Genomic DNA, 24949 nt, shown 5'->3' with positions numbered 1-24949 from the left:
TTTTTGTTGTACTGTTAAACGGACTGCAAATACGGCTAATTTAGTAATGGACCCTTTTTTAACGGCGCGCCATCTTGACCAGCAGTAACACCGCAGACCTTGCCAACCTGTACCTCGGGCAACAGTATCCCTCGGCCACTCATTCTTCTGTTGTGCAAGAAAGCACGCGGCATTGGTGCCACAACACCCTTTGGGGACAGTTGTTCTTTTTTGTTCGCAGGATAGCCGCGCGCAGTGCCGGCAGCATTCTCAACGCCGACGTGCTGCTGGCCGGCGACAAAGCCGACCTCGTTGCTAACAGCGTGCGTCTGCACGTGCTACAACAGCTCTTTGAGCCGCTTACCGAAGGACTCGCGCGCTTCGCCACCTACGACTCTTATCCTACGCCCACGCAAGCTGGGCCGGGACATCTGGCATTTATGGCCATGGCCTACTCGGGCCTCACCCTGGAGCAGATGCAACAAGCCGGCATTGAACAGACAGAGCAAGAATATCTTACTTTCCTGCAAGCCCAACGCCTGGGGGGATTGGGGGGCATACAGCACAAAAGCGAACTGTTGCGGCAGCCGTTGGATGCGATCAAAAGCCCCACGCTGCAAGGTTATCTGTTTGTCAAAAGTATACAAGGCATGCTGGCGGACAAGAACAAAAAGTTCTGGGATCCCAACGTGTTTCTCAACTTCATCGTCAACTTCTTCTTTAACGACATCGGCTGGTTCAACGCCACACTTCATCCCAACACACGACCAGAAGACATTCCAGCGTCCCTCGCCGGATACTTTAACAGTCGCATCGGGCAGTTGCGCATGTTGCCGCCCGATGTCATCGACCAGTTTGAACAGGACGTTGCCGATCCCGGCCGTGTGGTTCATTGCCTGAATATGTTTACCACCGATGCTGATCAACAAGCAGGGCTCGCGTTACACCGCGCGTTATACACCGATCTGATCCAGCACGGCGAGGCTGTTACCCAGAGCCGGTTCTTTCAACGCAAGTATTTCCAGCTGTTTAGCCGTGAGGCCTACATCGAGATCACACGCGATGACCGGGTATTGTTCTATACACCGCTTCCATCGGCCGGCCCCGAAAGCCAAATGCCCGACATCGTAGTAGACGGCCTGGGTTATCGACTGGCCATGACGTTACCCAATCCAGGCAACTACCCGCCGATCAAGGCAAAAGGTGTTTTGCGTAACTACCGGGTCATGCAGGTACCGTTTAATACCTGTTTGATATTTTTAGCAGAAGAGAAATTATTATACAGTCATTTTCTGGCCAACTGGGAGCTGCTGGACGAAAAAGTGTTCCTCGATCATTTCGCGCTCGATGGTCACAACGACCCCGATAATTCCGGTATTGTTAAGATTGCGCTAGATGTTCTCCGCGAGACAAATGCCCCGATGGCGGCCCTGCACGCCAGTACGCTCAAGAAATTTGCGTTAGAACTGAATGGTCTATACCGGCTCACGCTGTCAGCCTCGTGTGTACCCGCTGAGTTAGACGGGGTAAAAGCCCTGATGAAAGACCACGGCTTTGATGCCGTGCTCGGTAACGACGAAGTGCTGCTCGATCTGTTGAGTTTTATCAGCCTGGCCAATGCGCTCAATATATATGATACCCGGGTTATGCAGAAACTGGGTAAACGCACAGGGATTATTTTTCGGGAAGATACATTGGCCGAACTCTGCCAGCGCCTGCAGGATAAAAACCTGTATTTAGTCCGCTTTGATGCCGAATATACCCTCTCTACAGGTATATAATTTTTAACCGGTCGTTGTATTCTAAAATATTCTCACTATACTTGGCGTACGATCTTTCAAAAAGTTGGCAGCTATAGGCGCCTCCGGAGCGCCCCGATAGTTGAATTATATAGTTTCAATCATTCTAATCTTAACTTGTGTATGATTTCTTTGTTCATTCGCAGGCGCACGGCGCTATTGTGTCTTTTTATTGCGTATTTCCCATTATTACGGGCAACACCCTATACACCCCCGATTATTCGGTCGTTACATGCAGACAATGTTCGTTACCCCAAAATCGGTAGTACGGTAGGAATAGATTTAAACAGTAATGCCACCGTGCTGGCCGGTACTGCTCCCGACTTTAACCGGGCACTGCTTACGGCAGTCATCACGCTGGGTGTTCCCGGCGAGGATAGCCTGTTAATTCGTCCGGTAACGTCCGGCGAAGGAATCACCTTGCAAGGCCGCAAGGTACTTTATAAAGGCGTCGTCGTGGGGACCTACCAGCCCGCCCTGGCCTGGAGCAGCCTCACGGTTCGCTTTAATGAAAGAGCCACGGCCGCCAGTATCACGGCCGTAATACGAAGCCTGGCCTATACAAACGTAAATACTGTTAACCCAACCGTGGCGCCTCGCAACATCCAGGTAGCCGTAAGCGACGGATACGGATCCGTCAGCACTACATCGGTGGTCTGGATCGAGATACTCATGCCTCGTCCGGCGCCCGTCGCCACGAGCGATTATTACCGCGTTTCAGAAGGTCAGACATCGCTTGTCATTCCAGCACCCGGTGTGTTGAAGAACGATTATCACCCCGACAAGCGACCGTTTGAAGCAAAGCTCACCCGCGATACGCCGGTTGGGCACGTTGTGGTCGGCCGCGACGGCAGTGTGCACTATACACCGCAACCGGGGACAACAGGTACCTATACGGCCACCTATACAAACTGCGACAACTGGGGCGTGTGTGTTTCGGAGACGATAACCTTTCAGGTCGGAGGTGAGAACGAAGCCCCGCAACCCATACCCGACCATTATCCTTTAAAAGAGCATCAGGGTTTGTTCATTGGCAGCGTCGGGAACGGAGTACTGGGCAATGATACAGACCCCAACAGTGGCTCGGGTATTGTCCTTACCGCCTCGTTAGTGTCATCACCTGAGCATGGAACATTGACATTCTATCCTAACGGAACATTCCTGTATCATCCGGCAGCGGATTATCATGGCGATGACACCTTTCGGTACAAAGCATGCGATACCGATAATGCATGTGCTGAGAGTATAGTAACAATTGCCGTGGCCGACGTCGACTACCCGCCCTATGTTCCCGACATCATCCTTGCGGTGCCTGACACCACGTGGCTGACCAGTGATCTTTTGCAAAATGTTATAAACTATGATAAGGATGTGCTGCAAGCCACGTTCCTGACAGAACCAACGTGGGGCAAATTGGTCCACCTCGCCGATGAAAGCACGTTCTCGTATATCTCACGCAGCAACCAGGAAGGCATTGAACGACTATTGTATCAGGTGTGCGACGGGAGCATGCAATGTGATACCGCCGCGGTAGTCATTACGGTCACGAATGCGAACAACAGACCCGCTGTATTCCTGCCGGCAATATTATCGGCCCGGGAAGATACTCCCACGCCACTAAGCGATATTTCCTTCGCCGATCCGGACGCCGGTAATAATCCCGTACGGGTAACATTCGAGGCGATTCAGACGGGGAGCGCAATGACAGCCGGAACGTTACCCCCCGGGTTGTCCATTGTGCGCACGGGCAGCCGGATCATTAATATCACAGGCCCGATATCTTCTATCAACACCTGGTTGAAGGAACAAGGCCTGATGTATACTCCCGTGAAAGATGCTACCAGCGGACAATCCATCCGGGTGGTGATCAATGATCTCGGGAATACAGGAAGCGGCGGCGCACAACAAGCTGCCGTCAGCAAGTCCGTTGCCATAATACCTGTGAATGATGCGCCGGTCAATAGCCTTCCCGGTGATCAGACAATGAAGGAGAACGAGCTACTAGTACTTACGGGGACGAAAGCCATCCGCATACATGACGTGGATGCAGGCGACGCCCGCATATCGGTCACAATCGCTGCTACCGGGGGGGTGTTGGTTGTTAGCCCGATTTCGGGTGGAGAGATAGGGGCAGGAGTTTCCTCGTTGGTTCTGACAGGTAGACTGGATAGTATCAACGCGGCCTTGACAGCGTTGGCTTTCCGGCCCACAAGGTCGGGCGCAGCCGTCATTACCGTTACAACAAACGACCTGGGCAACGTAGGCGAGGGTGGTCCGCAGATAGTCACAGGCGCGATTCATATAAAGATTGCAGCAACGCCGGCCGTGATCATGCGTGTAACCGCACTGTCGCCCGATGGGCTTTATAAAGCGGGTGATCACATCACACTCGCGGTGCAGTTTAATCATTCGGTGTGGGTATCCCAGGGAGTTCCCACGCTCGGCCTGGAGGCGGGCGAAGGCAGTCAGGCGGCCTATCAGGGAGGATCCGGCACACCGCAATTGTTATTCGACTACACCGTGCAGGCAGGAGATATCACGCCGCGGTTGGAGTATGCCGGTAGGCAAGCATTATTACTGAACGGCGCGCTGCTTCGGGACTCCTTAGCCACCGATGCGACGGTAGTACTACCGATGCCGGGAACTGCGTCCTCATTGAAAGGCACAAGTTATCTGTCCATCGATGGAATACCACCGGCACCGCCTCAGATAATGATACCTGCTCACAATAGCACTATCGAAGGAGATATACTGGTTATGGCCGGTACTTCAGAGGCCGGTTCCCGTGTCCTTATCAGCATGGACGGAAACGCGATCGGCACGACCGTCGCCGATGCCGTCGGAGGTTGGGACTATCAGCATGCGGAAGCGTTGTACGTAGGGAAACATACGCTGACATTACAAGCAACGGACAGCGCCGGGAACACGAGCACATCTTCCGGAGTGACCACGCTATTTGTAACCCGAGGTACGATTGTCAATAATGAAGAGGATGAACACCGGGCCACGCCGCGAGCCTACCCGGTGCCGGCGAAGGATATTTTGTTTATCAATCTGGGTACGAACGTGCAAACGCCTCTCGGAATAGGATTTGTCGACAGCCGGGGCATCACGCACTCGAATGCTGACTGGGAGTGGCAGGGACATACCCTTGCCGTGAATGTCTCATCGTTGAGCGGAGGCTTGTACGTTCTGCTATTGAAGTTGGAGAACGGACAGTATAAAGAAAGAATTCTTATTGTGAGATAATGACGGGTATTTAATATTCTGAATTTTCATAATTTAGATTTTTCGGAGGGTATGATGTCATGAAAGATGTTAGTAAGTGGAGGAGGCCTGCGGATCAGGGAGGTGAAGGCCCGGCAAACTCCAATTCCAGGCAATATTGGCTTTATAAGATAGACGACAATATTGAAAAATGGAATGAATTCTATCGGGAAGGTATTATTGGATTGCCTTTTGATGATCTCGGTGATTTGCGGAATTTTTTATCTTCTCTGGATTTGCGAAATATGTATCCCGATCGGCCGCGATATGAGAAGGAGAGTGATGCGTATTGGGATTTTTATCGCCGGGTAAGGACTGGCGATGTTATTATGGTGCGGGGTAAACGGAGTGCCATTTTAGGATACGGTATTGTTACTTCTGAATATCGGTACGAGGAAGAGCGGGAGGATCATAAGCACATACGTAAAGTGAACTGGATGAGGAAAGGGGAGTGGGACGTTAGAGAAACAAGAATGCACAGGCACCTGGTGAATGTCACGGCAAGTAAATCGTATGTTAATCAGGTTCGGGATACACTCGGTATAAATCCTCACGCAAACATACCTGTTTTGCTAAGACAATTCCTGGAGCAGGCCCAGACGAAGGATTTAACTACGACAAATTATCCCAAAGAGCATAGAGGTTTGCGTTTACATGTCAGCTTCGGAAAGGGCAATCAGGCCAAAGTGCCCTGGGTGGCGTTTACCGACGAGGACAACACCATTCAAAATGGGATCTATCCAACGTTCCTGTACTATCGTCGCGTTAAAAAGTTAGCGCTGGCGTATGGTGTAAGCGACCCTAACGCGCCGCCGCAGTCATGGCCCAACACCCAGGCAAGACCCACCATCTTATCATGGTTTAAGGAAAATCTAAACGAGACGCCTGATAAGTACGGAGCTTCGCTCGTCAAGGCGGTATACGATACAGACAAGCCGTTAGACTTTTCACAGATCAATGCGGATCTTGATAGCTTGCTAAAAGAATATAAGGACTTGCCGGAAGTATCAGCGCTTCATGAGGCGACAAGCATGTATGAGATCGAGCACGAAGACATAGCCTTTCGCGATGAGGTATACCATGAGATTTTCCTGGAATCAAAACAGGTAGACGATATCATCCACCTGCTAAGGCGGAAAAAGAACCTTATCCTGCAGGGGCCTCCTGGCGTGGGGAAGACGTTTGTGGCGAAACGCCTGGCCTACCTGCTTATGAATCGTAAGAATAACCGGTTCATCGAAACGATCCAGTTCCATCAGTCCTACAGTTACGAAGACTTCGTTCAGGGCTATCGCCCCCTGGGCGCAGGGGGCTTTACATTAAAGAACGGTGTCTTTTATGAGTTCTGCAGACGGGCACAAGAAGATCCGGAGAATGAATACGTGTTTATCATCGACGAAATAAACCGTGGTAACCTGGGCAAGATCTTTGGTGAATTGATGATGCTCCTCGAACACGACAAACGCGGCGCAGCGTTTGCCGTCCCCCTGATCTATGCCGCCAACAGCAGCGAACGATTTTATATCCCGGCCAATCTCTACGTCATCGGCACCATGAACACCGCCGACCGATCGCTGGCCCTGGTGGACTTTGCCCTTCGGCGACGTTTTGCTTTTGTATCGCTGGAGCCGAGCTATTCCGATCGGTTCATTGCAGTACTGAGAGGCAATTCGCTTCCAGAGGATTTTATTCACAGCCTGGTGCGAAAGCTGGATGAGGTAAACCACATGATTACAACAGACGTTACTCTGGGCAGTGGCTTCCTCATCGGCCACGCCTACTTCACCGATCTGGAACAACCCTTGGTGCCCACCTACCGCTCCATCATCGAAAATGAGATCAAACCCTTGCTGCAGGAATACTGGTTTGACGATGTGGCCAAGGTGAACAAAGCTATCGAGATCCTCATGTCATGAAAGAGATCCCAATTCAGAATATTTATTACCTGTTGTGCTATGCATGGGATAAACTGGAAGAACGCGACCTGGTAGCGGTAAACGCACAGAAGTTCAAAGATCTGCCGAATCTCTTCGCCCGTGTTTTGGTAAACGGGCTGCGCTTTTTATTCAAGCGTGGCCTGGATCGAAGCTATCGGTCGTCTGTAGAAGAGTACCGCGGTGTGAAGGGTAAGTTCCAGCTCACGCAGTCGTTAAAACACAATAGCCTGACCCTGGGGCGCGCCTATTGCGAATGCGATGAGCTAACACACAATGTACTTCAAAACCAGTTGCTCAAAGCCACCGTACACCAGCTGTTGCGCTACACCTCGTTGGATTCGCGTAATTACGATCTCTTGCGCCCGTTATATCAACGATTCCACGACGTAGACGACATACGCATTACCTCGCGCGACTTCTCCAAAGTCGTATTACATCGCAATAATAGTTTTTACAAATTCCTGCTAAACGTCGCACGCGTTCTGCACGAAAACCTCTTGTTTGACGAGACCAAAGGACAGTGGACATTCCGGGACTTTGTCCGCGATGAGGAGAAGATGGCGGCGCTCTTCGAGAAATTCATTTACAACTTTTATCGGCATGAGGTTGGCAATCGCTATACCGTGGCATCCGAATATATTACCTGGCAGGCTGTGCCGATCGGTGATTCATCGCTGGAATTTCTACCCAGGATGAAAACCGATGTGACACTCACAAATGTGGAGCGGAAGCTGGTGATCGATGCCAAGTATTACAAAGAAGCTATGGTGTCGCGTTATGACCAGGAGAAGTTTCGGTCTGCGCATTTTTTTCAGGTACACGCCTACGTAAGCAACCTGTTAAACGACGCCAACGCCGGCCGGCGGGTAGAGGGCGTGCTGCTTTATCCCACCGTGACCGTCGATTTTGATCAAACTTTTCGGGTTCGCGGACAAACCATCAGTTTCCGAACGATCGATCTCCGCAAGCCATGGACCGAGCTGGAATCTGACTTGCTCAACCGCATCATTCGTTAAATACTACGGCCGGATATCATCGGCAACGGGGTTAGTCATGCGGTGCATTAGGACAGACGTGCGGATAGCAGTGCGTCGCGTTCCCGAGCAAACGAAGTTTGTAAGGGGAATACACGTTCCCAAAGCCCGGAATAATAGACCACCCACCCTTCGTCGTCAGTAACCAGATCGGCGTGAAACTCCTGGTCTAATGTCTCAAAGTGATAATGATGATCGCCCATGCGGGTATAACGCTGCGGGGCAGGATATATGTCGTCGCCAATAAGGTCGATGTAGAGAACATGAATATCTGCCGATTGCTGATTTTGCAAGCCCAGTCGTTTAATGGGAAGCGTATTGGTAAAGGGTGTTAGCGAAAGATCGATGTCGATGCAGTCGTCGAAGCGGGTTAGGTGCTGGCCATGGTTGTCAAACCATCGGCCATCGTGTTTTCGGCTGATGTTGAGGAACAACGTGCCATTTTTTTTCACGATCGCATGGCTCACGTGCCACTGTGCGTCGACCTGAACTTCATATTCGATATGTACAGCCTGGCCATCTGCTTCGCCAATAATAAGGCCCTTTGCTACGGGTGTACCCGATACGCTTAACGAAAAATTCTCGGTGGTATGATAATCCGTGGCATACCAAATGAATGTCGGTTGTGGATACATGGCGTGTAAATTTTAGGTGTCTAAAGAATAAACGTAAAAAAATATGCCCGTGTTATTGCGTAACAAATTAGTTACGCGTTTATTTGTAACGAATTTGTTACAGATCAGAATTATATGCGCAGAGACGTATTTCAAGCCATTGCCGATCCCACCCGGCGGGAGATCATTGGTATGCTGGCATACCAGAAATTGAACTTAAACGCTGTTGCGGATCACTTTTCAATCAGCAGACCTGCCATATCCAAACACATCAAGATGTTGACGGAGTGTGGCCTGGTGGTGATCGAGCAGCAAGGACGCGAGCGGTATTGTACCGCAAGTCTTGGGCAGTTGGGCGAAGTGTCAGACTGGATTGAACAATACCGCCAGTTCTGGAACACCCGCCTGGATAATTTGGATAAGTATTTAGCGAAAACACAAAAACAAAAGAAACATGCAAAGCGCAAGTCAGACTAAAGAATCTGTATTGACCTTGACGCGTCAGTACGATTATCCGGCAGAGGCCGTATTCAATGCTTTTACAGAGGCCGATGCACTCGCCGAGTGGTGGGCACCTTCGGACATGTTTAAGGTGTCGGCCCTAAGCCTCGACTTCAAACCCGATGGACTCTTCCGTTTTAGAATGGACACCGAAGAGGGACCCATGTGGGCGAAATTTACCTTCGGAAACATTCGCCGGCATGACCTGATCGAATTCGTCCTGTCGTTTACGGACGAAAAAGGAACCGTGACACGAGCACCCTTCTTTGAATCCTGGCCGCTGGAAATTTTTGTGCGCGTTACCCTGGAGGAAGAAGGCGGTAAAACAACGCTGACGCTGGAAAGCTCACCGTTTAACGCCACGCAACAAGAGCTTGATACCTTCCAGCAGAACAAAGACAGCTTCCGTCAGGGTACAGAAGCATCCTTGCAGCGTTTGGAAAAGATCCTCGCGCGGTAAGCTCCTGGTCGAGCGCGAAAAAGAGCCCGGGCTAACTCCCTGGGCTCTTTTAGTGTGCGTGTGTTCGTGCATGTCAGCAAAGATTGTCCAGTGCTTGCTCGATCGTCGGAAAACGGAAGCGATAGCCTGCCTGCAGCAAACGAGCAGGAACAACGCGTCGGCTCTTTAGTATCAATTCCGTTTCGGTTTGAATGATGTGAGCACCAATCTCCAGCAACCCTGCCGGCATGGGGATCCCGAAGGGTATACCTGTTGCCTGGCGAAGCGCGCGCATGAATAGCTTATTCTTAACAGGTACCGGGGCGGTGACGTTGTATACACCGGCGGTTTCCGGATGTGTTATCAGAAATTCTACAATCTGGACAAAGTCTGTTTCGTGCAACCAACTGCAGTATTGATTTCCACTGCCTTGCTTGCCACCCGCGCCAAGCTTCGCCATCATTTTTAACGGCCGCAGTGGTCCGCCGTGATTGCCCAGCACAATGCCGATGCGCAATAAGATCTTGCGTGTAGCCGGCGTGTCGACGCTATTAAACATGGCTTCCCATTTTTGACAAACGTCCACGGAGAAGCCTGTTCCGATCTCGCCGGTATACTCATCCATCTCGCGATCTTCAGCATGGCGATAGATTGTCGCGGAGGCCGCATTAAGCCACGCCTTGGGTGGGTTTTTTGCCCGCTGTATGGCGGCGCCCAGTATTGCCGTGGCGTCCAGGCGGCTGCTATAGATCAGGCGCTTGTTCTCTTCCGTATAGCGACAGTCGACAGAGCGTCCGTTCAGATTTACGACGACCTCTGCACCCTCCAGCGTTGTGGTCCAGGGGCCGAGATTCTTTCCATCCCACGTTACATACTGTACTGGGCCCTGTTGACGGGTGGTGCCTCGCGTCAGGATAACAACTTCCCATCCGTGGGCTTCATAATGCTGGGCCAGGCAGCTTCCGAGAAAACCTGTTCCACCGGCAATGACGATCTTTTTCATATAAACAGAGATTAGAGAATGATACCCAGGACGATGAAGCGATACAATACCCAGGTGAAACATACCACCCAGGGCAGCTCCAGTATTTTGACACGGCGATAGTGTTCCAGAAACATGATCGCCACGACCGTGATAAAGTAAATAGTATAGGGGACGGGAGAGGTAATCATACCGTGGAGAAAGAAGGCAGGTAATAACAGCAGCGCCCCCAGCAGTGAAACGGTCATCATGTTGCCGAGATAGTGTACGAACCGTTGCCGGTGTAACATCCAGACGGCGAAGCCTTGAAAAACAAGTTGCCCGCCGCAGACCAGGAACTCGCGACCAAAGGTAGAAGCAGGTACCAGCGGCACCAGCAGCCGTGTGTAGTTTGCCAGCACCAGGGATGCAATAAACCATGTCAGCAGGATATAAGCCCACCGGTAGCCATAATGCATGGATGGGGTGCAGCTAGCGGCCCCTTCAAAGACTTTACCCGGCGCCACCACCTTTCGGTTGTAGGATATAAAGGAATAGAGCTTACTCATTAGCCAGCGCAACAGCCGCACACGTGTGAACAACCGGAGCGCGGGAAAACGATTTGCCAGCACGGCTACGATAGCGTCAGCGCCGTAGGCAACGGTGTGATCACGGTGGTTGACCAGCGCTATTTCGTTTCGGGCGCGGTCCCAATCCACGCCGTCAATTTTTCCAACAGACTCGTTATAAGACTTGCGTCCGGCTTCGTCCAGCATCCCCGTGCTGACAAAAGCACGCGTATAGGTTACGCACAGGGGACATTCGTTGTCGTACAGGATGGTGTGATCTTCGAGCGTTTTCATAAGAATCGGTCATTTCCAGCGACCGCCACATTCATATGTACGATAAAGATACTACTAAGTTTTGAATTTTCAGACTTTTCTGAAAGTTTCTGAAGTGAATGATTAGGGAAGTGGCTAAAATCTTCGTTTTTAGGTTCTTAGACGACTGGGGGAGGTTGTGGTCTGGGATGTTACACAAAAAAAACGTATGTTATCCTCATGAAAACACCCTTCAAACCCAACGGTTACAATTCCGTTTCACCCTACTTTATTTCGAGTGATGCCCGGAAATTCGCCGCCTTGCTGCAGCAGCTGTTCCAGGCCACCGAGCTGCGCAAATTCGACCGGCCTGACGGTACTATCATGCACATGGAGTTGCGCATTGACGACTCGGTTATTATGGTAAGCCAGGCATCCGAAGAATACGGGGCGATAACGCACATGATGCACGTGTACGTTGCCGATGTCGACGCCGTTTACAAAAAAGCCCTGGAAATGGGCTGTCAATCATTGGGCGAACCTGTACAAAAAGGAGATCCCGATCGTCGCGGTGGTTTTACCGACTTTGATGGAAACCAGTGGTACGTGTCCACACAGGTTGGGGAATAGGACACTACTCCGATCGCAGCACTTTCACCGGATTGATCGTAGCGCCTTTGATCACCTGTACGCTGACGGTAACTAATGTTATGCCTGTGAGTGCCAGAACCGGTACCACGAAGAGATCCCACGGCAGCCCGATGCGATAGGCAAATCCCTGGAGCCATCGGTCGACACCCAACCATGCTGCGGGAATAGCCACGACAGCGGCTACGGCAATCAACAGTACGAACTGGCGGCACAACAGATACAGAATACTGTTGACAGAGGCTCCCAGTATTTTGCGTACACCAATCTCTTTTAATTTCAGGGAGGTGGTATAGGCTGCAAGGCCCCACAGACCGAGGCAGGAGATGGCTACCGCCAGGCCGGCAAACACACCGAAGATGTTGCCAAACTGGCGGTCGCTTTTATATTGTGTGTTAAAGGAGTCGTCCAGGAATTGATACTCGTATGGATCACCGGGCATCAGCTTTTTATACAGGGCGCCTACGGCTTCGGTTGTAGCCTGGATCGATCCGCCTTTGAGGTGGAGTGAAATGGAGCGGGGTACAATGGTATCGGCAAGGAAGAGGAACGGTACGTGCGCTACGCGCAGGGAGTTCCAGTGATAGTTTTTCAGTACGCCTGTAACGGTGGCCGTATCCCGGTCCAGCAGGATCTCTTGCTGCAACGCTTCTTCTGCCGTATGGAATCCTAACGCCGACAACGCAGCTTCGTTGATAATAACGGACTGCATACTGGAACGCACACCCGGATCAAAATTCTTTCCAGTAATAATGTCTATGTTATACGTGGGAATAAAGTCGGGATCGATCCAGACAATACTGCTGAGCTGGGCATCACCGGGTGTTGCAGTGCGTTGGCGAATGCTGGCCCCCCAGTTGTGTTCCTGGCCAGGCACGGAGCCGGAAGTGGCTACAGCGCCTATGCCGGGTATTTTTCGTGCTTCGTCTTTAAAGATGGCCAGCCGCTGCTTTGCCTCCGTCCACGGAAGTGTTCCCGGTCCGGCAACAATTAGCATCTGGTCCGTTTGCATGCCCTTGTCCTGCGATTGCATGAAATCGATCTGCCGGTATACGGCCAGCGTGCCCGCCATCAGAATAAGCGATGCGGCAAACTGAAACACCACCAGTGCCTGCCGGAGTGAGAAATGCCGCGTGCGACCGGTCCCCTTCAGGCCTTGTGTAATGCGGAACGACGACAGCACAAAGGCCGGATATATACCCGATGCCAGCGTGCCTCCGGTAAGGAATATGCTGAGCGTTACCCAGGTTCGCGGATCGTTGAATTTAAACGTGAGCGCTTTGCCCACAACGGTAGCCAGCGCGGGCATTAACAACGTCGCGAGGCCTATGGCTAATGCCAACGCCATGGCATTGATCACAAAAGACTCGACCAGAAACTGCATCACCAGCTCGCCGCGTAAGGCGCCGATGGTCTTTTTGATGCTTACCTCGCGGGCGCGTTCCAACGCGCGGGCGGTGGACAGATTGATGTAATTGATCCAGGCGATAAAAAGAATGAAGACACCAATTACACCAAAGAAATACAACGTCTGAGGATTTACTGTTTCCACATCGTGCCGCAAACCGGGCGTCAGGTGGATATCCCGCACGGGTTGCAAATTCATTTCTATGCGACCTTTGATCTCTTTTAGCTTGGGGTCCAGATAACGATGACAGAAGTCTGGTAACTTGTGTAAAGCTGCTTCGTGCGCGACATTCTCGCGCAGTAACAGGTATGTTTGAAAGTTATTCCAGCCCCACCCGTCGTCGTGGCTGTATTGCCAGCTGTTCAGCATGCTATGCATGGGAACCAAAATGTTGAAGTCAAAGTGTGAGTTTTGTGGTAGATCTGCCAGGACTGCCGTTACGGTATAGTCTCCTTTCAGGCGGCCGCCGGCAAGGCGGAGTGTTTTGCCGAGGGCCTCGTCGTTGCCAAAGTATTTCCGGGCAATGGTGCGGGTAATGACAATATTGTTGGGAGCGTCAAGGGCAGTGGCAGTATTCCCATCGATTACGGCGAATGTAAATGCGCGCAGAAAGGTAGAGTCTACCGCGAGCATGTGGTTTTCGTGAAAGGCCCGCGCTTCACCCGCCGGGGCGTCGTAGAGAACGACACCGGCCTCGTCGTGTGTGCGGATATACGTTTCAACCTCCGGAAGCTCGTCTGCCAGGGCAGGCCCCAGCCCATACGTGGTCTTGGGGTTGGGGGCCATGATCTCGCCTTCTTTGTGAAGCTGGCGAGTAATGCGGTAAAGGGAGCCAACGCGCGAGTGAAACTGATCGTAACTGGTTTCAAAATCAATATAGTGAAGAATGACCAGACAAGCCGCCACGCCGGTGGCCAGGCCCAGAATGTTGATGCTTGAGAAGGCGGCGCGCTTCGAAAGATTGCGGAAGGCGAGGGTAAGGTAATTTTTGATCATGGCGAGGCTGAGGTAAGACCGTGGGCTACGGCGACGATAGTGAAAGAACTTGATATACTCCGGGCGCAGGTAGCGAATCACGCTTCCGGCAAATTTCCATCTGGTCGCCGTGGGCGACTGGTCATATTGTTTTTCGAAAAGCTCCGTAAGATCCCCTTCTACCTCGTCGAGGTAGTCTTCGCGACAAAACCATCGCAGAAACTTCAAGGGATAGCGGGGCGGCAGAATACTCATATTTCCTTAGCAAACGTGAATATAATTCATTAGTTTCACTTTCGTTAAGTAAATAAGCGTGATTCCATAAAAAAGCCCGTTTCCGGACATTGCATACACGCATGTAACCTCCAAAAACGGGAACAACTATGATTTGACGTGGATATGGTCAGGGTCTTACGCAGAGCAAAGCCACACCAGCGGCACTGCCCCTGGACCTTTCGACTATCGTTGTCGCATAGATACAGCAGCGCTCTATAGGCTGCTGTAACTGTGCCGGAACTGTGCTATAACCCTGGCTTTACCTGGGCCGACCTATGCTAATCTTCGCTGGAATATCGTTGAAATCTTTCGTTAGACCAGCACCCACCCGCCGTCTACGACCACGGTTTGGCCGGTAGTATAGGGTTGCTTCATCAGGTACAGATATGTCAGCGCAATCTCTTCCGGGCCGGCTACCATTTTTACCGGGAGTGCATGGGCCGTTGCGTTGTACATGCTTTCGCGATCCTCCGTGCTCATGGCTGACCACAGATCGGTTTTCACGATGCCTGGCGATACAATGTTCACGCGGATGGGCGCCAGCTCTACGGCCATGGCGCGGGTGAACCCTTCCATGGCGCTGCAGATTGACGTGCCGAGTGACCAGCCTTTGCCGGGACGTTCGGCGGCTACTCCGCTGGTGAGGGTTATGGCACCGCCTTCGCGCAGGGAGGGGGCTCCGTATTTGATTGAGAGGAATGCGCCCCAGTAGCGTATGGTAAAGTAGTTGCGGGCAAAAGCGACGTCGGTTTCCGAGATGTTGCTCAGACGAAGGTTCTCTCCGGCGGTATAGACCAGGTGATCGAACGGGCCCATGGTAGCAAAGAAATCCTTAATCGCTTCTTCGGCCGAGAGGTCCACGGTATAGCCGGTGGCTGTGGCGGGTAATGTTTTTAGCGCATCGTCCACGCGCTGGGGATTGCTGGAACCGATCACGACTACGGCGCCTTCTGCCGCCGCTGCCCGGGCTACTGCCAGTCCGATACCGGCGCTGCCGCCCAGAATAATAACTCTCTTTCCTGCCAGTGTAAACCGATTGGCTTGTTTGTCTGATGTGCTCATGTTTATCCTTTGTTTGTTGTTACAAAGGTCCGTCGGCACGGCGAGGATGGATTTACCAAATGGTAAAAACGAAGAGACTATCGCAGATTCTTGCGGATGCGGCTGAGGGACTGTTGGGTGATCTCTAAATAAGAGGCGACATCGCTCAGCGGCACCTGCAGGGCGATGTCAGATTGCTGCATTAAAAATAGCTTGTAACGGGTCTGGGCATCGTGGCCCAGGTAGGTGTTCCGTATGCGGATCTTGTCGAGCAGGGCGTGCTGCCGTATCTGGTCGATCAGTTGCTCCAGGTAGGAGATCTTGTCGTACAGCGCCAGCAGCGCAGCCTTACTGATGCTGAAGACCTCACAGGGGCATGCCGCCACGATGTCTTCTTCGGCTACCGACTCGTGCAGAAAACTTTCCAGGATCGTGCAAAATTGATTCTGGCGGAGAAAATAATGAATAACCCGTGTACCCTTCTCGTTGGTCACGACGATCTTTGATACCCCACGCCGGATAAAGAACATTTCCCGGCATACGTGCCCGCCTTCGAACAAGATCTCACCTTCGGCAAACGTCTTTGGTGTAAAGGCCGCTTCGATCAGCGCCTGGTCGTCTGCGGGTATGTCCGTGAAAAGTTGTAGAAATGCGGTCAGCTCATTTCTCATCGTGTGGCTCCATCATCGGTGTCTTCTTCGTCATCGTACTCTTCTTCCTCTTCGTCGTACGCCTCTTCGTCGGAGGGGCTCAGGCGCCAGAGCCCGTAAGGGTTTTCAAACAGCTCGTCGCCGGAGTGTGGTTGGTCGTAGATCGCGAGCATGTCAAATGCACTCTCTTCCGAATTTTCGAGCTCCAATTCGAATATAAAACCTTCGTCCGGGAATTCCGGTTTGTCTAATACCTGGAAGGTATTGAACTCCACCGCCAGCTCTGCGCCTCCTTCGAATTCCAGGCCAGCGATCAACACGTCTTTCATGCCCAGGTTATGCATGCCCCGGGAGTAGGTCGTTTGCTTGCCGTCGTATACGGCGGGGTGCACAAACATCAACATGAGGTCTACATCGTCGTCGGCATATTGATTTTCCGGGTGCAGGCGGCCTGTGCAATGCTCCCACTCGGCCCGGGAAAACGCTATACCCGATGACTCCACCTTTATGCCTACGCCCCCGGCATTTAGGATCGCGATGGCCGCCGCGGCAATTGCTCCGGCGGTGGCAAAGCTGCCGGTCTCGCCGACAACGTAGGTAATATGCGTGTGCTGGTCTATCGCATCGAGAAATTCATCGTCCACGCGGCGGTATTCGTCAAAGGCGGCGGCGGTGGCAAAGGACTCGCGCAAACCATCGTTGCGGTCCTGGATCACGACCTCGTAGGAGTCGCCGGTGCGCAGGTTCCTGAGAATGCCGTCCTGAAATTCAAAAGTACCCCGGTTGGTCTCATGGATCGCGGCAACAAGGGCCTCGCGACTGTCCCACTTCCCGGGTATACCCAGGACTGTTTTAGGTTTACGTATACTTTTTTTTGAACTTTGACGCGGTTGGGGCATGGCTTAAGGGGTATTTGAAACGGATTTAACATTCCAAATAAAGTAAACGCCACGCATCTATAGTGTATTGCCGCGATATTTTTTTGCCTTAGTCCTGTCGGAGGTGCCGTACGGGATTGGCGCGGGCGGCGGTCATGGCTACGGAGCCTACCGTAAGTCCTGTAATCACCAAGGGCACGAGCCCCCCGATGGCGAAATACCAACCGCTCAGCGGAACGGTATAGGCAAACGTGGCAAGCCATGCACGGACCACCAGGTAGCTAACGGGCAGGGCGAAAATAATGGCAATGCCTACCGGCCGTGTAAAATTACGCAGCAAGAGTAGTATTATCTCCCGCCCGCTGGACCCCAGTACTTTGCGAATGCTGATCTCCTTTTTTCGGGTCTCCAGGGTGAAGACTGCAAGACCGAACAAGCCCATGCATGCTATTATAATGGTCAACCCGGCAAAATATTTTGATAGGGCCGATGTCCGTTGCTCCGATGCATACTGTTGCGCATAGGTCTGGTCGATAAAATGATAGCCGAAGGTAAACCCGGGATTATACGTTGCATAGAGTTTCCGCAAGGAGGCAAGGGTTTGTTCTTCCCGTCCGGGATGTATACGCACCCACAGCGTCATGCTTTCGGTGGGCGACAACACCAATGCCATGGGTTTTATCGCTTCGTGTAATGATCGGACGTGAAAGTTCTTTACAATTCCAATGACCTCCCGGCCGTCAACGACCTTGCCAATGACATGTTCTTCGCCGACGGCATCCACCGCAGCCTCATTCAGGATCCATCGGCTATTAGCCTGTCCTGTATCCTGTTGCCGGGAATATCCCCTGCCTTCTTTGATCGTTAGCCCGAGTGTTTCGATCATGTCGACGGTTCCCTGAAGCACCTGGCAGGTTATCTTCTTATCGTTATAGGAGAATGAGCCCGGTAGTCCGGTACCGTCGCCGGTAAGATAACCGACCATGCCGGCAGCCTGGACCACGCCTGGCAGCCGTTTGACTTCGGTCAGAAACGCATCGGTCTTTTGTACCAATGCGCCGTCAACGTCGAAGTATAACAGGTTGTTTTTCTGATACCCCAGGTTCGTAGACATCACAAAGGCGATTTGTTTGTAGATAATGATCACGGCGACGATAAAAATGATCGATGCGGTAAATTGAAAAACAACCAGGCCCTCGCGTACCATATTTCCCGCGCGTGGGCCGATGATCTTTCCTTTCAATGCCTTTGCCGGGTCGATGCCCGAAAGGTATAGGGCCGGGTAAATGCCGGCGAGTATACCGGTTGTGAACGTGATGGCCATCAAGCCAAGTACAAACCGGTACGTCGGTGCGAGGGCCAGGTGTTTTTGCGTAATGATGTTGAAATGCGGGAGTATCAGTTTAACCAGGGCCAACGCCACGGCCAGGGAAAGCAAGGTCAGAAAGATCGTTTCGCCCAGTTGTTGTACCATGAGGGAAAGACGGCTTGCCCCTACTGTTTTTTGAATGCCGATCTGTTTTATCCGTTGCGTGGCGCGTGCGGTGGAAAGGTTGATGAAGTTGATGCTGGCGACCGTGACGATACAGAGGGCGATGATACCAAACATGATGACATAGTGAATGCGTCCTCCGTCTTGTTTGCCGTTGGTATACCGGCCGTAGAGATAGTTGTCTGTGTATTGTTTCAGAAAGAGCGTGCTGGTGGCGGCTTTGTCTTTTGACTGAATGTAATGGCTAAGCTTTTGATTGATACGATCGATGTTGCCGGGGGCTTTTAGAAGCACATACGTGGAGAATGGCTCGGTGAATTTCCAGTCGGGCGGAGCAGGTTTTGCGACGTCTTCAAACAGCGCAAAGGGCAGCACGAAATCAAATGGTTCAGACGAGTTGGCGGGCAGGTCCTGGAATACACCCGAAACGACGACGTCTTGTCGGATCGACAACAGCGAATAGGAAATGGATTCTCCGATAGGGTGAGGGTTATTTCCGAACAACGCCTTTGCTAACCGTTGCGAGATTACGATGGAGTATTTATCGCGCAATACACGTTCAGGCGTGCCTGTTACAAGCGGGTAGGAGAACATGCTGAAGAAGTCTTCACTGGCGAATTTGACGGTAGCTTTGACATGTTGCCCGCGGGCCGAGAGGGTAAATTCGGGGAAGAAGTGTTGTGGCGTGGCGATGGCTACCATGGCGACCTCGGGTATATCGGCTTTGAGCGCCGGTGCCAGGAAGCGGGGTGTTTGTCCACTGGTTTGAATGCCTTGTGCCGTGGGTTGGTGATACATAGCCTGGTAGAGCTGGGGTGTGTGGTATCGATCAAACGAAAGCTCGTCGGCTATCCAGAGATAGATCAGGATAACGCCGGTCAGCGCGGTCGAGAAGCCGATGGCATAGATGAGGAAGGTGCCTTTTGCCCGCAGTGCATTGCGGTAAAAAACGGTCAGAAGCTGTTTTAACATACACTCACTCGGTTTAGGTAAGATCGGCGGTAACACGGTAATGCCGGTCGGGCCGGAAAGTCACATGGATCCCTCCCTATACTACGATCTCGCGTTCGGTATGTACTTGTTCCAAAAAATGCCTGTCGTGCGACACGACGATGAGGGTGCCGCGGTAATCCCGCATGGCGGCGATCAAAATGGCCGTATTCTGAATGTCCAGGTTGTTGGTAGGCTCGTCCAACACGATCATATCCGGCGCCTGATCGCTGATGGTGAGGCAGCATAACATCAGCCGCATCTTTTCCCCGCCGCTCAGCGCGTGACAAGGCTTGTTCCACGCATCCTTTGAAAATAGAAATCGGTTCAAGCGTATTTTGATCTCGTGCTCCGGCAACTTGCTGTCATTGACGCGTTGCGCCTGCTCGAAAACTGTTAACCGCAGATCGATCCAGGAATAATCCTGATCGATGTAAACCCATCTCACGGCGGCGCGGTCCAGTGTACCAGCGGTCGGCTGGATCTCACCCAGCATGATCCTGATCAATGTTGTCTTTCCCGAGCCGTTACCTCCGACGATCGCCACGCGTTCGCCACTGGTCACCGAGAAGGTTAACGGATGCCGCCAAAGCGGGCGGTCCCGGTAAGCGACGTTGATGTCGTGTGCTTCCAGCAATCTCTTGCCTGGGTGCAGGCTCGCGTCGTCCAGGTCGATCTTCATTTTGTCCAGGTCAGGGATCTCCTGGCGAAGCGTATTAAGCTCCCGGGCGATATTCTGAACCTTGTCGGCATGGGCGTCCTTTATGCGCGAGGTGCTTTTTTCTGCGTTGTTGCGGAAGGTGTTCATGGAGATAGTGGGCAGACCGGCTTTCTCCTGCTTCTTTTTGCCGCGGGCGTCGAGGCGCTGTCGTCGTTCCAGTGATTCGCGCTCGACTTCCTTCGCTTTGCGCAGCGCCTTTTCTTTGCTCTTCAGGTCGTGCTGCAGTGCGTCTTCGGCGATCTTCTTTTGTTCGCTGTAGAAGTCATAGTTGCCTCCGTAGAGGGTCAGGCCGTGGCGGTCCAGTGCATACACCTGGGGCAGTAAGCGGAGTAACGTCTGATCGTGGCTGACGACCACCAGGCCGTGGTCCGTGATGGAGATATAGCGGTATAGTTGCTCGCGGCTTGTTGCGTCGAGGTGGTTGCTGGGCTCGTCCAGCAGAACGATGTCGGGCCGGTGAATGGCAATGCCCGCCAGGAATACTTTGGTCTTTTGACCACCGCTTAGCGTGTCCATCGTATGGTGGAGTGAAATGTCTTCGAGGCCCCAGGCGGCAAAAGCGTCGCGACAGCGTTCTTCCAACAACCAGTCGTCGTTTAGCATGGCCAGGTGTTCTTCGGTGGCACGGCCGGCCATGACCTCTTGCAGGGCCCGCAACGGGCGGTCCACGTGCAGCGCTTCTGCTACGGTAAGGTCATTAAATTGTCCCGTGTGTTGCGGTATATAATAAGGTTTCGTCTCCAGGCTGATGGTGCCTGAGGCCGGGCGTAGCTGTCCGGCCAGCAACTGCAATAGCGTTGATTTGCCGGCGCCGTTGTTGCCGATGAGTGCGATCTTTTCGTGAGGATGAATGGCAAGATCGATGTTTTCGAACAGACGATCGCCGTTAGGGTGTATGTACGATACACGATTGAACGTAAGCATATTCTTTTCGGTAAAAAAGTGAAACAAGGAAAGCCCGGAAAGGGGCTTCGTTTTAGACCGGTGAAAGAAAAGCTGACTACACGCTTACGTTAATTCGTTGTGATGCAAATATACGAAAATCTTAAATCAGTTGCAGCTGGGCTGCGAGGCGGATCAGCGCTGCGGCATTGTTTACGTCAAACTTCTGCATGAGGTTACGGCGGTGCGTTTCAATCGTGAACGGACTTACGAGCAGCTCGGCAGCAATGTCGGCGCTGGTCTTGCCGTCGGCAATCATGCGAAGGATCTGCTTTTCGCGTTTCGTGAGGGGTGGCACGGCTTTGACGTGTGCGGCAGAGGGCCTGGCGATGATCTTTTTTACCTCGTCGCTAAAGGCCATCTGGCCGTTCAGCGCTTCGCGCACGCATTGCATAAGCTCCGGGGCGCCGACATTCTTCAGCAGATACCCGCTTGCACCGCTGGACAACATTTGCATGATCAGCGCCCGGTCGTTGTGGTTACTAAATCCCAGCACGCAGGTATCGGGTGAGAGATTTTTTGCTTTTTGACACAGCTCTACGCCGTTGGTGTCGGGCAATGTGATGTCCAGTAACGCCAGGGTTACCAGGTGTTGTGCTTCGCGCAGATGTTGCAGAAAGGTTTCACCGGTGTTAAACTCCAGGAGGGCCGCGTGCGGCATTTCCTGGGCCAGGATGCGGCGGAGGCCTTCGACCACGACGGGGTGGTCTTCCACCATGGCAATGCGCAACGTATTATCGGGTTGTGACATCAAATTCAATATTTATGGTGGTGCCCTCGCCCGGGGCGGATGTAATATCAAGCTTTCCGTTGAGATATTCTACGCGGCTGCGGGCATTTGACAACCCAATGCCGGGCCTGGCGATTATTGCTGCGGGATCGAAGCCCTTGCCGTTGTCTTCCAGCGTGATAAAAAATCGCGTGCCGTTCTGGCTGCATTGCACGAGGATCTCCCTGGCGTGCGCATGCCGGACGGCGTTGGTCAGGAGTTCCTGTACGATGCGGTATATATTTATTTGTACTTCGGGTTGAATGTCGCGCTGGATGCCGAACGGTTGGAAGTTTACAGACATTGTGTCGGTGCTGAGAGAATCGCACATGTCTTTCAGGGCGGGCTCGAGGCCCATGAGCAATAGCGACTCGGGCATCATGTTCCGGGCGATGCGGCGGAGCTCGTTGGCCGAGACGTCGAGCTGCTCGATGACCTTTTGCAGTTGGGTGTCGGGATGTGATGTGCCGGTGGCCAGGCGAGAGAGGTTGATCTTGATGCCGGCTAACTGCCCGCCGAGCCCGTCGTGCAGGTCGGCGGCCAATCGCTTGCGCTCTTTCTCTTCGCCCTGCATCAAGGCACGGGTGAGCTGGATCTGCTGTTGCTGCTCGGTGTCTTTCAGCTGCTGGCGGTAACGCACGCTACGCTGGCGATAGAGGACTACACCCAGTACGACGCTGACAAACAGAAATAAGGAGATGGTGCCCAATAACCCGGCCAGCAGGCGGTTGTTGTGTGATTCGGTGGCAGCACGCTCTTTCTCGGCTTGCAGCAAGGTGATCTTACGCTCGCTCTCCGCGTGTTTGAATTTGTTCTCTAATTCGGCAATGTCTTTTTGCAGCTGCTGTTTGTGCAGGCTGTCGCTGAGGGTGATGTATTGCTTTGCCCACCGAAAGGCGTCGCGTGTGTTGCCGAGTGCCGCGTACGTTGAATACAGCTCCTGGTAGTAGAGCTGTTTGTCGACGGTAAATACGTGTGGGCTACGCACCAGCTCCTCTAACACCACGACGGCCTTTTTGTATTCTTTTTGGATGGATAACGCTTTGTACTTAGCATACGTCAATCGGTTCAGCGAGTGTACAGCGCCAAGTTTGGTGGCCAGGTCGATGCCCTTGTCGAGGCTTATGACGGCTTGTGCGGATCGGTTAGTCTTATACAGGTAGACTCCTTCTGCAAAATAAAAGCTCATGTACAGGTTCGAGCCCGGGTAGGGGGTCAGTAGCCGACGCGCCTGGTCAAGGGAGTTGCGTGCCGAGTCGTACGCCGGCAGGTTTACAAAGTTTTCGCCGGCGTTGATATAGGCTTCGATCAGCTCGGTCAGGTTGATGGGGTTTTCGAGTGGTGCACGGCGCAAGGCGGCGATGGACTGTTGCATGTACGTAGCTGCTTTCTCGCGCTGGTTGGCGTTCATGAAGATGATGGCCATGGCTTTATAGCTTTTTCCCAGGACCAGCAGATCGCCCGACTGTATGGCATATTGTACGGCCTTGTTGACGAACGCATCGAGCGCGCCTTTCTCATCGCCTTTCATTTGTTGCAGGATGCCATAGTTGTTCCAGATGATGCTGCGCAGCTTGTAGGCTTCCGGGTTGTTAAAGGGTTGCAGCAAGGAGTCGCTGGTGATGAGCTTTTTTTCGAGTGCGGTAATGTCGCCGGGTACAAATTCTACGATCGATCTGTAATAGTAGGATGCGGCTTCCAGCAAGGGATACCCTTTGGCGAGGTCGGTGCCTTGTTGCACAGCCGCTTTGCTTTTCTCGGCGTCGTTTACACGCCGGTAGAGAAGCGAGAGCTTAAGATAGGCATTGGCTTTGATGCTGTCGTTTGGGGCGGCGGCGGCTTCCTGTTCCTGGCGGGTGATGTAGGCGGCTTCGTCGCCCAGGGAGTAGCTCGTTTGCGCGGATGCGCTTAGGGATAGCGTTAGTGAGAAGAGCAGGAGGTATATTCTGTGCATGAGGGTTGGAAGATGGAACTGTGAAGAAACGAAATTTTTTGGATAGTAGGCTGACGGCAGTTACAAACTGCCGTCAGTTACAGGCACAAGTTCCCGCGCCTACGCTAACGCTGGGCGCTCAAACTTGCGCCAGCATATGTGTTCTACCAGAAAACCAGTAGAAAAAAATGCTGCTTTCGGGTGATTGATGTGGGTTATGTGGGTGCCTTACTTTGAGGCGTTCAAAAAACTCACTAGACGTATGAAAACATCTGTTCGTAATCTCTTCTTAGGTATGGTGCTCACGAGTGTCGTGGCGTGTGGCAGTGATGACGGCAACGATCCGGGGCCAGGCGGGGCAGACCTCGGTACCTATGTCGGCAATATTCAGGTAGTGAATGATCCGCAGACCAGCCTGGGATATATACAAAATGCGCGCGTGACGGTGAGCCATAACGGTACAACGGGTACTGTGAAGGTTACAGGCGATCCCGGATTTGAGCGCGAGTATACGGGTACGTACACATCGCAGGTGGAAGGTTATTACCAAATCGATGTTACCAAGCAAACAAAGCCTGTTGAGAAAGTGGCGGGTGATGTGGTATCGATCATTGATAACAAACTTACGTTCTGGATCGATCTGGCGAGTGACGAAGTGACGGTACGCGATGAGGATCCTGCTAACACGGGCACGTTCAAGATTTCCGGCAAGATCCAGATGATCGGCACGAACATGCTGAAGGAGTAAGGGTAAGGGTTTGCCGATTTTCGGCGAAAGGAGGCGTCAAAACGCCTCCTTTTTTATTCACGTTCGGGTAAATACCCCGCGGCTTGCCGCGTACGAAGAAAATAGTAAATTCCGGGCGTGAGCCCC

At 52.5% G+C, this 24949-nt stretch carries 19 protein-coding genes; 8 read left to right on the top strand and 11 right to left on the bottom strand.

Features of this window, described 5'->3' with window-relative positions; translation table 11 throughout:
• The first annotated feature begins 74 nt into the window (after positions 1–74).
• From KK078_RS15665 to mcrC, 4 genes are all read left to right on the top strand, one after another.
• Entirely contained in the window at positions 75–1760 is a 1686-nt protein-coding gene (locus KK078_RS15665; protein ID WP_254091235.1) for a hypothetical protein, read from the top strand.
• Positions 1761–2078: 318 nt separating this feature from the next.
• Entirely contained in the window at positions 2079–5027 is a 2949-nt protein-coding gene (locus KK078_RS15660) for an Ig-like domain-containing protein (RefSeq protein ID WP_254091234.1), read from the top strand.
• Positions 5028–5614: 587 nt separating this feature from the next.
• On the top strand, positions 5615–6961 hold the full coding sequence (locus KK078_RS15655) for an MrcB family domain-containing protein (protein ID WP_254091233.1): 1347 nt from the start codon (positions 5615–5617) through the stop codon (positions 6959–6961).
• The gene (gene mcrC / locus KK078_RS15650) at positions 6958–7998 is read left to right on the top strand and encodes a 5-methylcytosine-specific restriction endonuclease system specificity protein McrC (RefSeq protein WP_254091232.1); all 1041 of its coding nucleotides are present in this window, start codon (positions 6958–6960) and stop codon (positions 7996–7998) included. Before KK078_RS15655 ends, mcrC begins: the two co-directional genes overlap by 4 nt.
• 47 nt (positions 7999–8045) lie before the next feature.
• On the opposite strand, the gene KK078_RS15645 is transcribed toward mcrC, so the two are convergent.
• Complete coding sequence (locus tag KK078_RS15645) at positions 8046–8651, bottom strand: putative glycolipid-binding domain-containing protein (RefSeq protein ID WP_254091231.1); 606 nt, start codon at positions 8649–8651, stop codon at positions 8046–8048.
• Positions 8652–8765: 114 nt separating this feature from the next.
• Here KK078_RS15645 and KK078_RS15640 point away from each other — a divergent pair, with 114 nt between their 5' ends.
• Positions 8766–9107 (top strand): ArsR/SmtB family transcription factor, encoded by a 342-nt coding sequence (locus KK078_RS15640; RefSeq protein ID WP_254091230.1) that lies wholly within the window; start codon positions 8766–8768, stop codon positions 9105–9107.
• Positions 9085–9591 (top strand): SRPBCC family protein, encoded by a 507-nt coding sequence (locus tag KK078_RS15635; RefSeq protein ID WP_254091229.1) that lies wholly within the window; start codon positions 9085–9087, stop codon positions 9589–9591. The genes KK078_RS15640 and KK078_RS15635 overlap by 23 nt, the downstream gene beginning before the upstream one ends.
• A gap of 73 nt (positions 9592–9664) precedes the next feature.
• Here the strand turns inward: KK078_RS15635 and KK078_RS15630 are convergent, their stop codons facing one another.
• Together KK078_RS15630 and KK078_RS15625 are read right to left on the bottom strand one after the other, a co-directional pair.
• On the bottom strand, positions 9665–10573 hold the full coding sequence (locus tag KK078_RS15630; protein WP_254091228.1) for a TIGR01777 family oxidoreductase: 909 nt from the start codon (positions 10571–10573) through the stop codon (positions 9665–9667).
• An 11-nt stretch (positions 10574–10584) separates the two neighbouring features.
• A complete protein-coding gene (locus tag KK078_RS15625) occupies positions 10585–11394 on the bottom strand; it encodes a DUF393 domain-containing protein (RefSeq protein WP_254091227.1) in 810 nt (269 codons plus the stop codon).
• Between the two features lie 198 nt (positions 11395–11592).
• On the opposite strand from KK078_RS15625, the gene KK078_RS15620 reads away from it, so the two are divergent.
• Entirely contained in the window at positions 11593–11982 is a 390-nt protein-coding gene (locus KK078_RS15620) for a VOC family protein (protein ID WP_254091226.1), read from the top strand.
• A 4-nt stretch (positions 11983–11986) separates the two neighbouring features.
• On the opposite strand, the gene KK078_RS15615 is transcribed toward KK078_RS15620, so the two are convergent.
• The 8 genes from KK078_RS15615 to KK078_RS15580 all read right to left on the bottom strand — a co-directional run bounded on the left by KK078_RS15615 (position 11987) and on the right by KK078_RS15580 (position 24096).
• Positions 11987–14638: an ABC transporter permease gene (locus KK078_RS15615; RefSeq protein ID WP_254091225.1), complete on the bottom strand. Its 2652-nt coding sequence runs from the start codon at positions 14636–14638 to the stop codon at positions 11987–11989.
• A 333-nt stretch (positions 14639–14971) separates the two neighbouring features.
• Positions 14972–15721, bottom strand: coding sequence for an SDR family oxidoreductase (locus tag KK078_RS15610; RefSeq protein ID WP_254091224.1), 750 nt, complete (start codon positions 15719–15721; stop codon positions 14972–14974).
• A gap of 77 nt (positions 15722–15798) precedes the next feature.
• Entirely contained in the window at positions 15799–16371 is a 573-nt protein-coding gene (locus tag KK078_RS15605) for a Crp/Fnr family transcriptional regulator (RefSeq protein ID WP_254091223.1), read from the bottom strand.
• Positions 16368–17249 (bottom strand): hypothetical protein, encoded by an 882-nt coding sequence (locus KK078_RS15600; protein ID WP_254091222.1) that lies wholly within the window; start codon positions 17247–17249, stop codon positions 16368–16370. The genes KK078_RS15605 and KK078_RS15600 overlap by 4 nt, the downstream gene beginning before the upstream one ends.
• A gap of 88 nt (positions 17250–17337) precedes the next feature.
• On the bottom strand, positions 17338–19692 hold the full coding sequence (locus tag KK078_RS15595) for an ABC transporter permease (RefSeq protein WP_254091221.1): 2355 nt from the start codon (positions 19690–19692) through the stop codon (positions 17338–17340).
• A 76-nt stretch (positions 19693–19768) separates the two neighbouring features.
• Positions 19769–21355 carry an ABC-F family ATP-binding cassette domain-containing protein gene (locus KK078_RS15590; protein ID WP_254091220.1) on the bottom strand — a complete coding sequence of 529 codons (1587 nt, stop codon included), beginning with the start codon at positions 21353–21355 and terminating at the stop codon, positions 19769–19771.
• Positions 21356–21476: 121 nt separating this feature from the next.
• On the bottom strand, positions 21477–22124 hold the full coding sequence (locus tag KK078_RS15585; protein ID WP_254091219.1) for a response regulator transcription factor: 648 nt from the start codon (positions 22122–22124) through the stop codon (positions 21477–21479).
• Entirely contained in the window at positions 22108–24096 is a 1989-nt protein-coding gene (locus KK078_RS15580) for a sensor histidine kinase (RefSeq protein ID WP_254091218.1), read from the bottom strand. The genes KK078_RS15585 and KK078_RS15580 overlap by 17 nt, the downstream gene beginning before the upstream one ends.
• Before the next feature lie 241 nt (positions 24097–24337).
• Here KK078_RS15580 and KK078_RS15575 point away from each other — a divergent pair, with 241 nt between their 5' ends.
• On the top strand, positions 24338–24823 hold the full coding sequence (locus tag KK078_RS15575) for a hypothetical protein (protein WP_254091217.1): 486 nt from the start codon (positions 24338–24340) through the stop codon (positions 24821–24823).
• Positions 24824–24949: the final 126 nt, after the last annotated feature.

The organism is Dawidia soli (assembly GCF_018598185.1).
Classification (GTDB): domain Bacteria; phylum Bacteroidota; class Bacteroidia; order Cytophagales; family Cyclobacteriaceae; genus Ohtaekwangia; species Ohtaekwangia soli.
This window is presented reverse-complemented; position numbering and strand designations above follow the sequence as displayed.

Bases quoted from the DNA above. Each gene is read 5' to 3' on its own strand.
- mcrC (WP_254091232.1), top strand. From the start codon at position 6,958: ATGAAAGAGATCCCAATTCAGAATATTTATTACCTGTTGTGCTATGCA.
- KK078_RS15645 (WP_254091231.1), bottom strand. From the start codon at position 8,651: ATGTATCCACAACCGACATTCATTTGGTATGCCACGGATTATCATACC.
- KK078_RS15640 (WP_254091230.1), top strand. From the start codon at position 8,766: ATGCGCAGAGACGTATTTCAAGCCATTGCCGATCCCACCCGGCGGGAG.
- KK078_RS15635 (WP_254091229.1), top strand. From the start codon at position 9,085: ATGCAAAGCGCAAGTCAGACTAAAGAATCTGTATTGACCTTGACGCGT.
- KK078_RS15630 (WP_254091228.1), bottom strand. From the start codon at position 10,573: ATGAAAAAGATCGTCATTGCCGGTGGAACAGGTTTTCTCGGAAGCTGC.
- KK078_RS15625 (WP_254091227.1), bottom strand. From the start codon at position 11,394: ATGAAAACGCTCGAAGATCACACCATCCTGTACGACAACGAATGTCCC.
- KK078_RS15620 (WP_254091226.1), top strand. From the start codon at position 11,593: ATGAAAACACCCTTCAAACCCAACGGTTACAATTCCGTTTCACCCTAC.
- KK078_RS15615 (WP_254091225.1), bottom strand. From the start codon at position 14,638: ATGAGTATTCTGCCGCCCCGCTATCCCTTGAAGTTTCTGCGATGGTTT.
- KK078_RS15610 (WP_254091224.1), bottom strand. From the start codon at position 15,721: ATGAGCACATCAGACAAACAAGCCAATCGGTTTACACTGGCAGGAAAG.
- KK078_RS15605 (WP_254091223.1), bottom strand. From the start codon at position 16,371: ATGAGAAATGAGCTGACCGCATTTCTACAACTTTTCACGGACATACCC.
- KK078_RS15600 (WP_254091222.1), bottom strand. From the start codon at position 17,249: ATGCCCCAACCGCGTCAAAGTTCAAAAAAAAGTATACGTAAACCTAAA.
- KK078_RS15595 (WP_254091221.1), bottom strand. From the start codon at position 19,692: ATGTTAAAACAGCTTCTGACCGTTTTTTACCGCAATGCACTGCGGGCA.
- KK078_RS15590 (WP_254091220.1), bottom strand. From the start codon at position 21,355: ATGCTTACGTTCAATCGTGTATCGTACATACACCCTAACGGCGATCGT.
- KK078_RS15585 (WP_254091219.1), bottom strand. From the start codon at position 22,124: ATGTCACAACCCGATAATACGTTGCGCATTGCCATGGTGGAAGACCAC.
- KK078_RS15580 (WP_254091218.1), bottom strand. From the start codon at position 24,096: ATGCACAGAATATACCTCCTGCTCTTCTCACTAACGCTATCCCTAAGC.
- KK078_RS15575 (WP_254091217.1), top strand. From the start codon at position 24,338: ATGAAAACATCTGTTCGTAATCTCTTCTTAGGTATGGTGCTCACGAGT.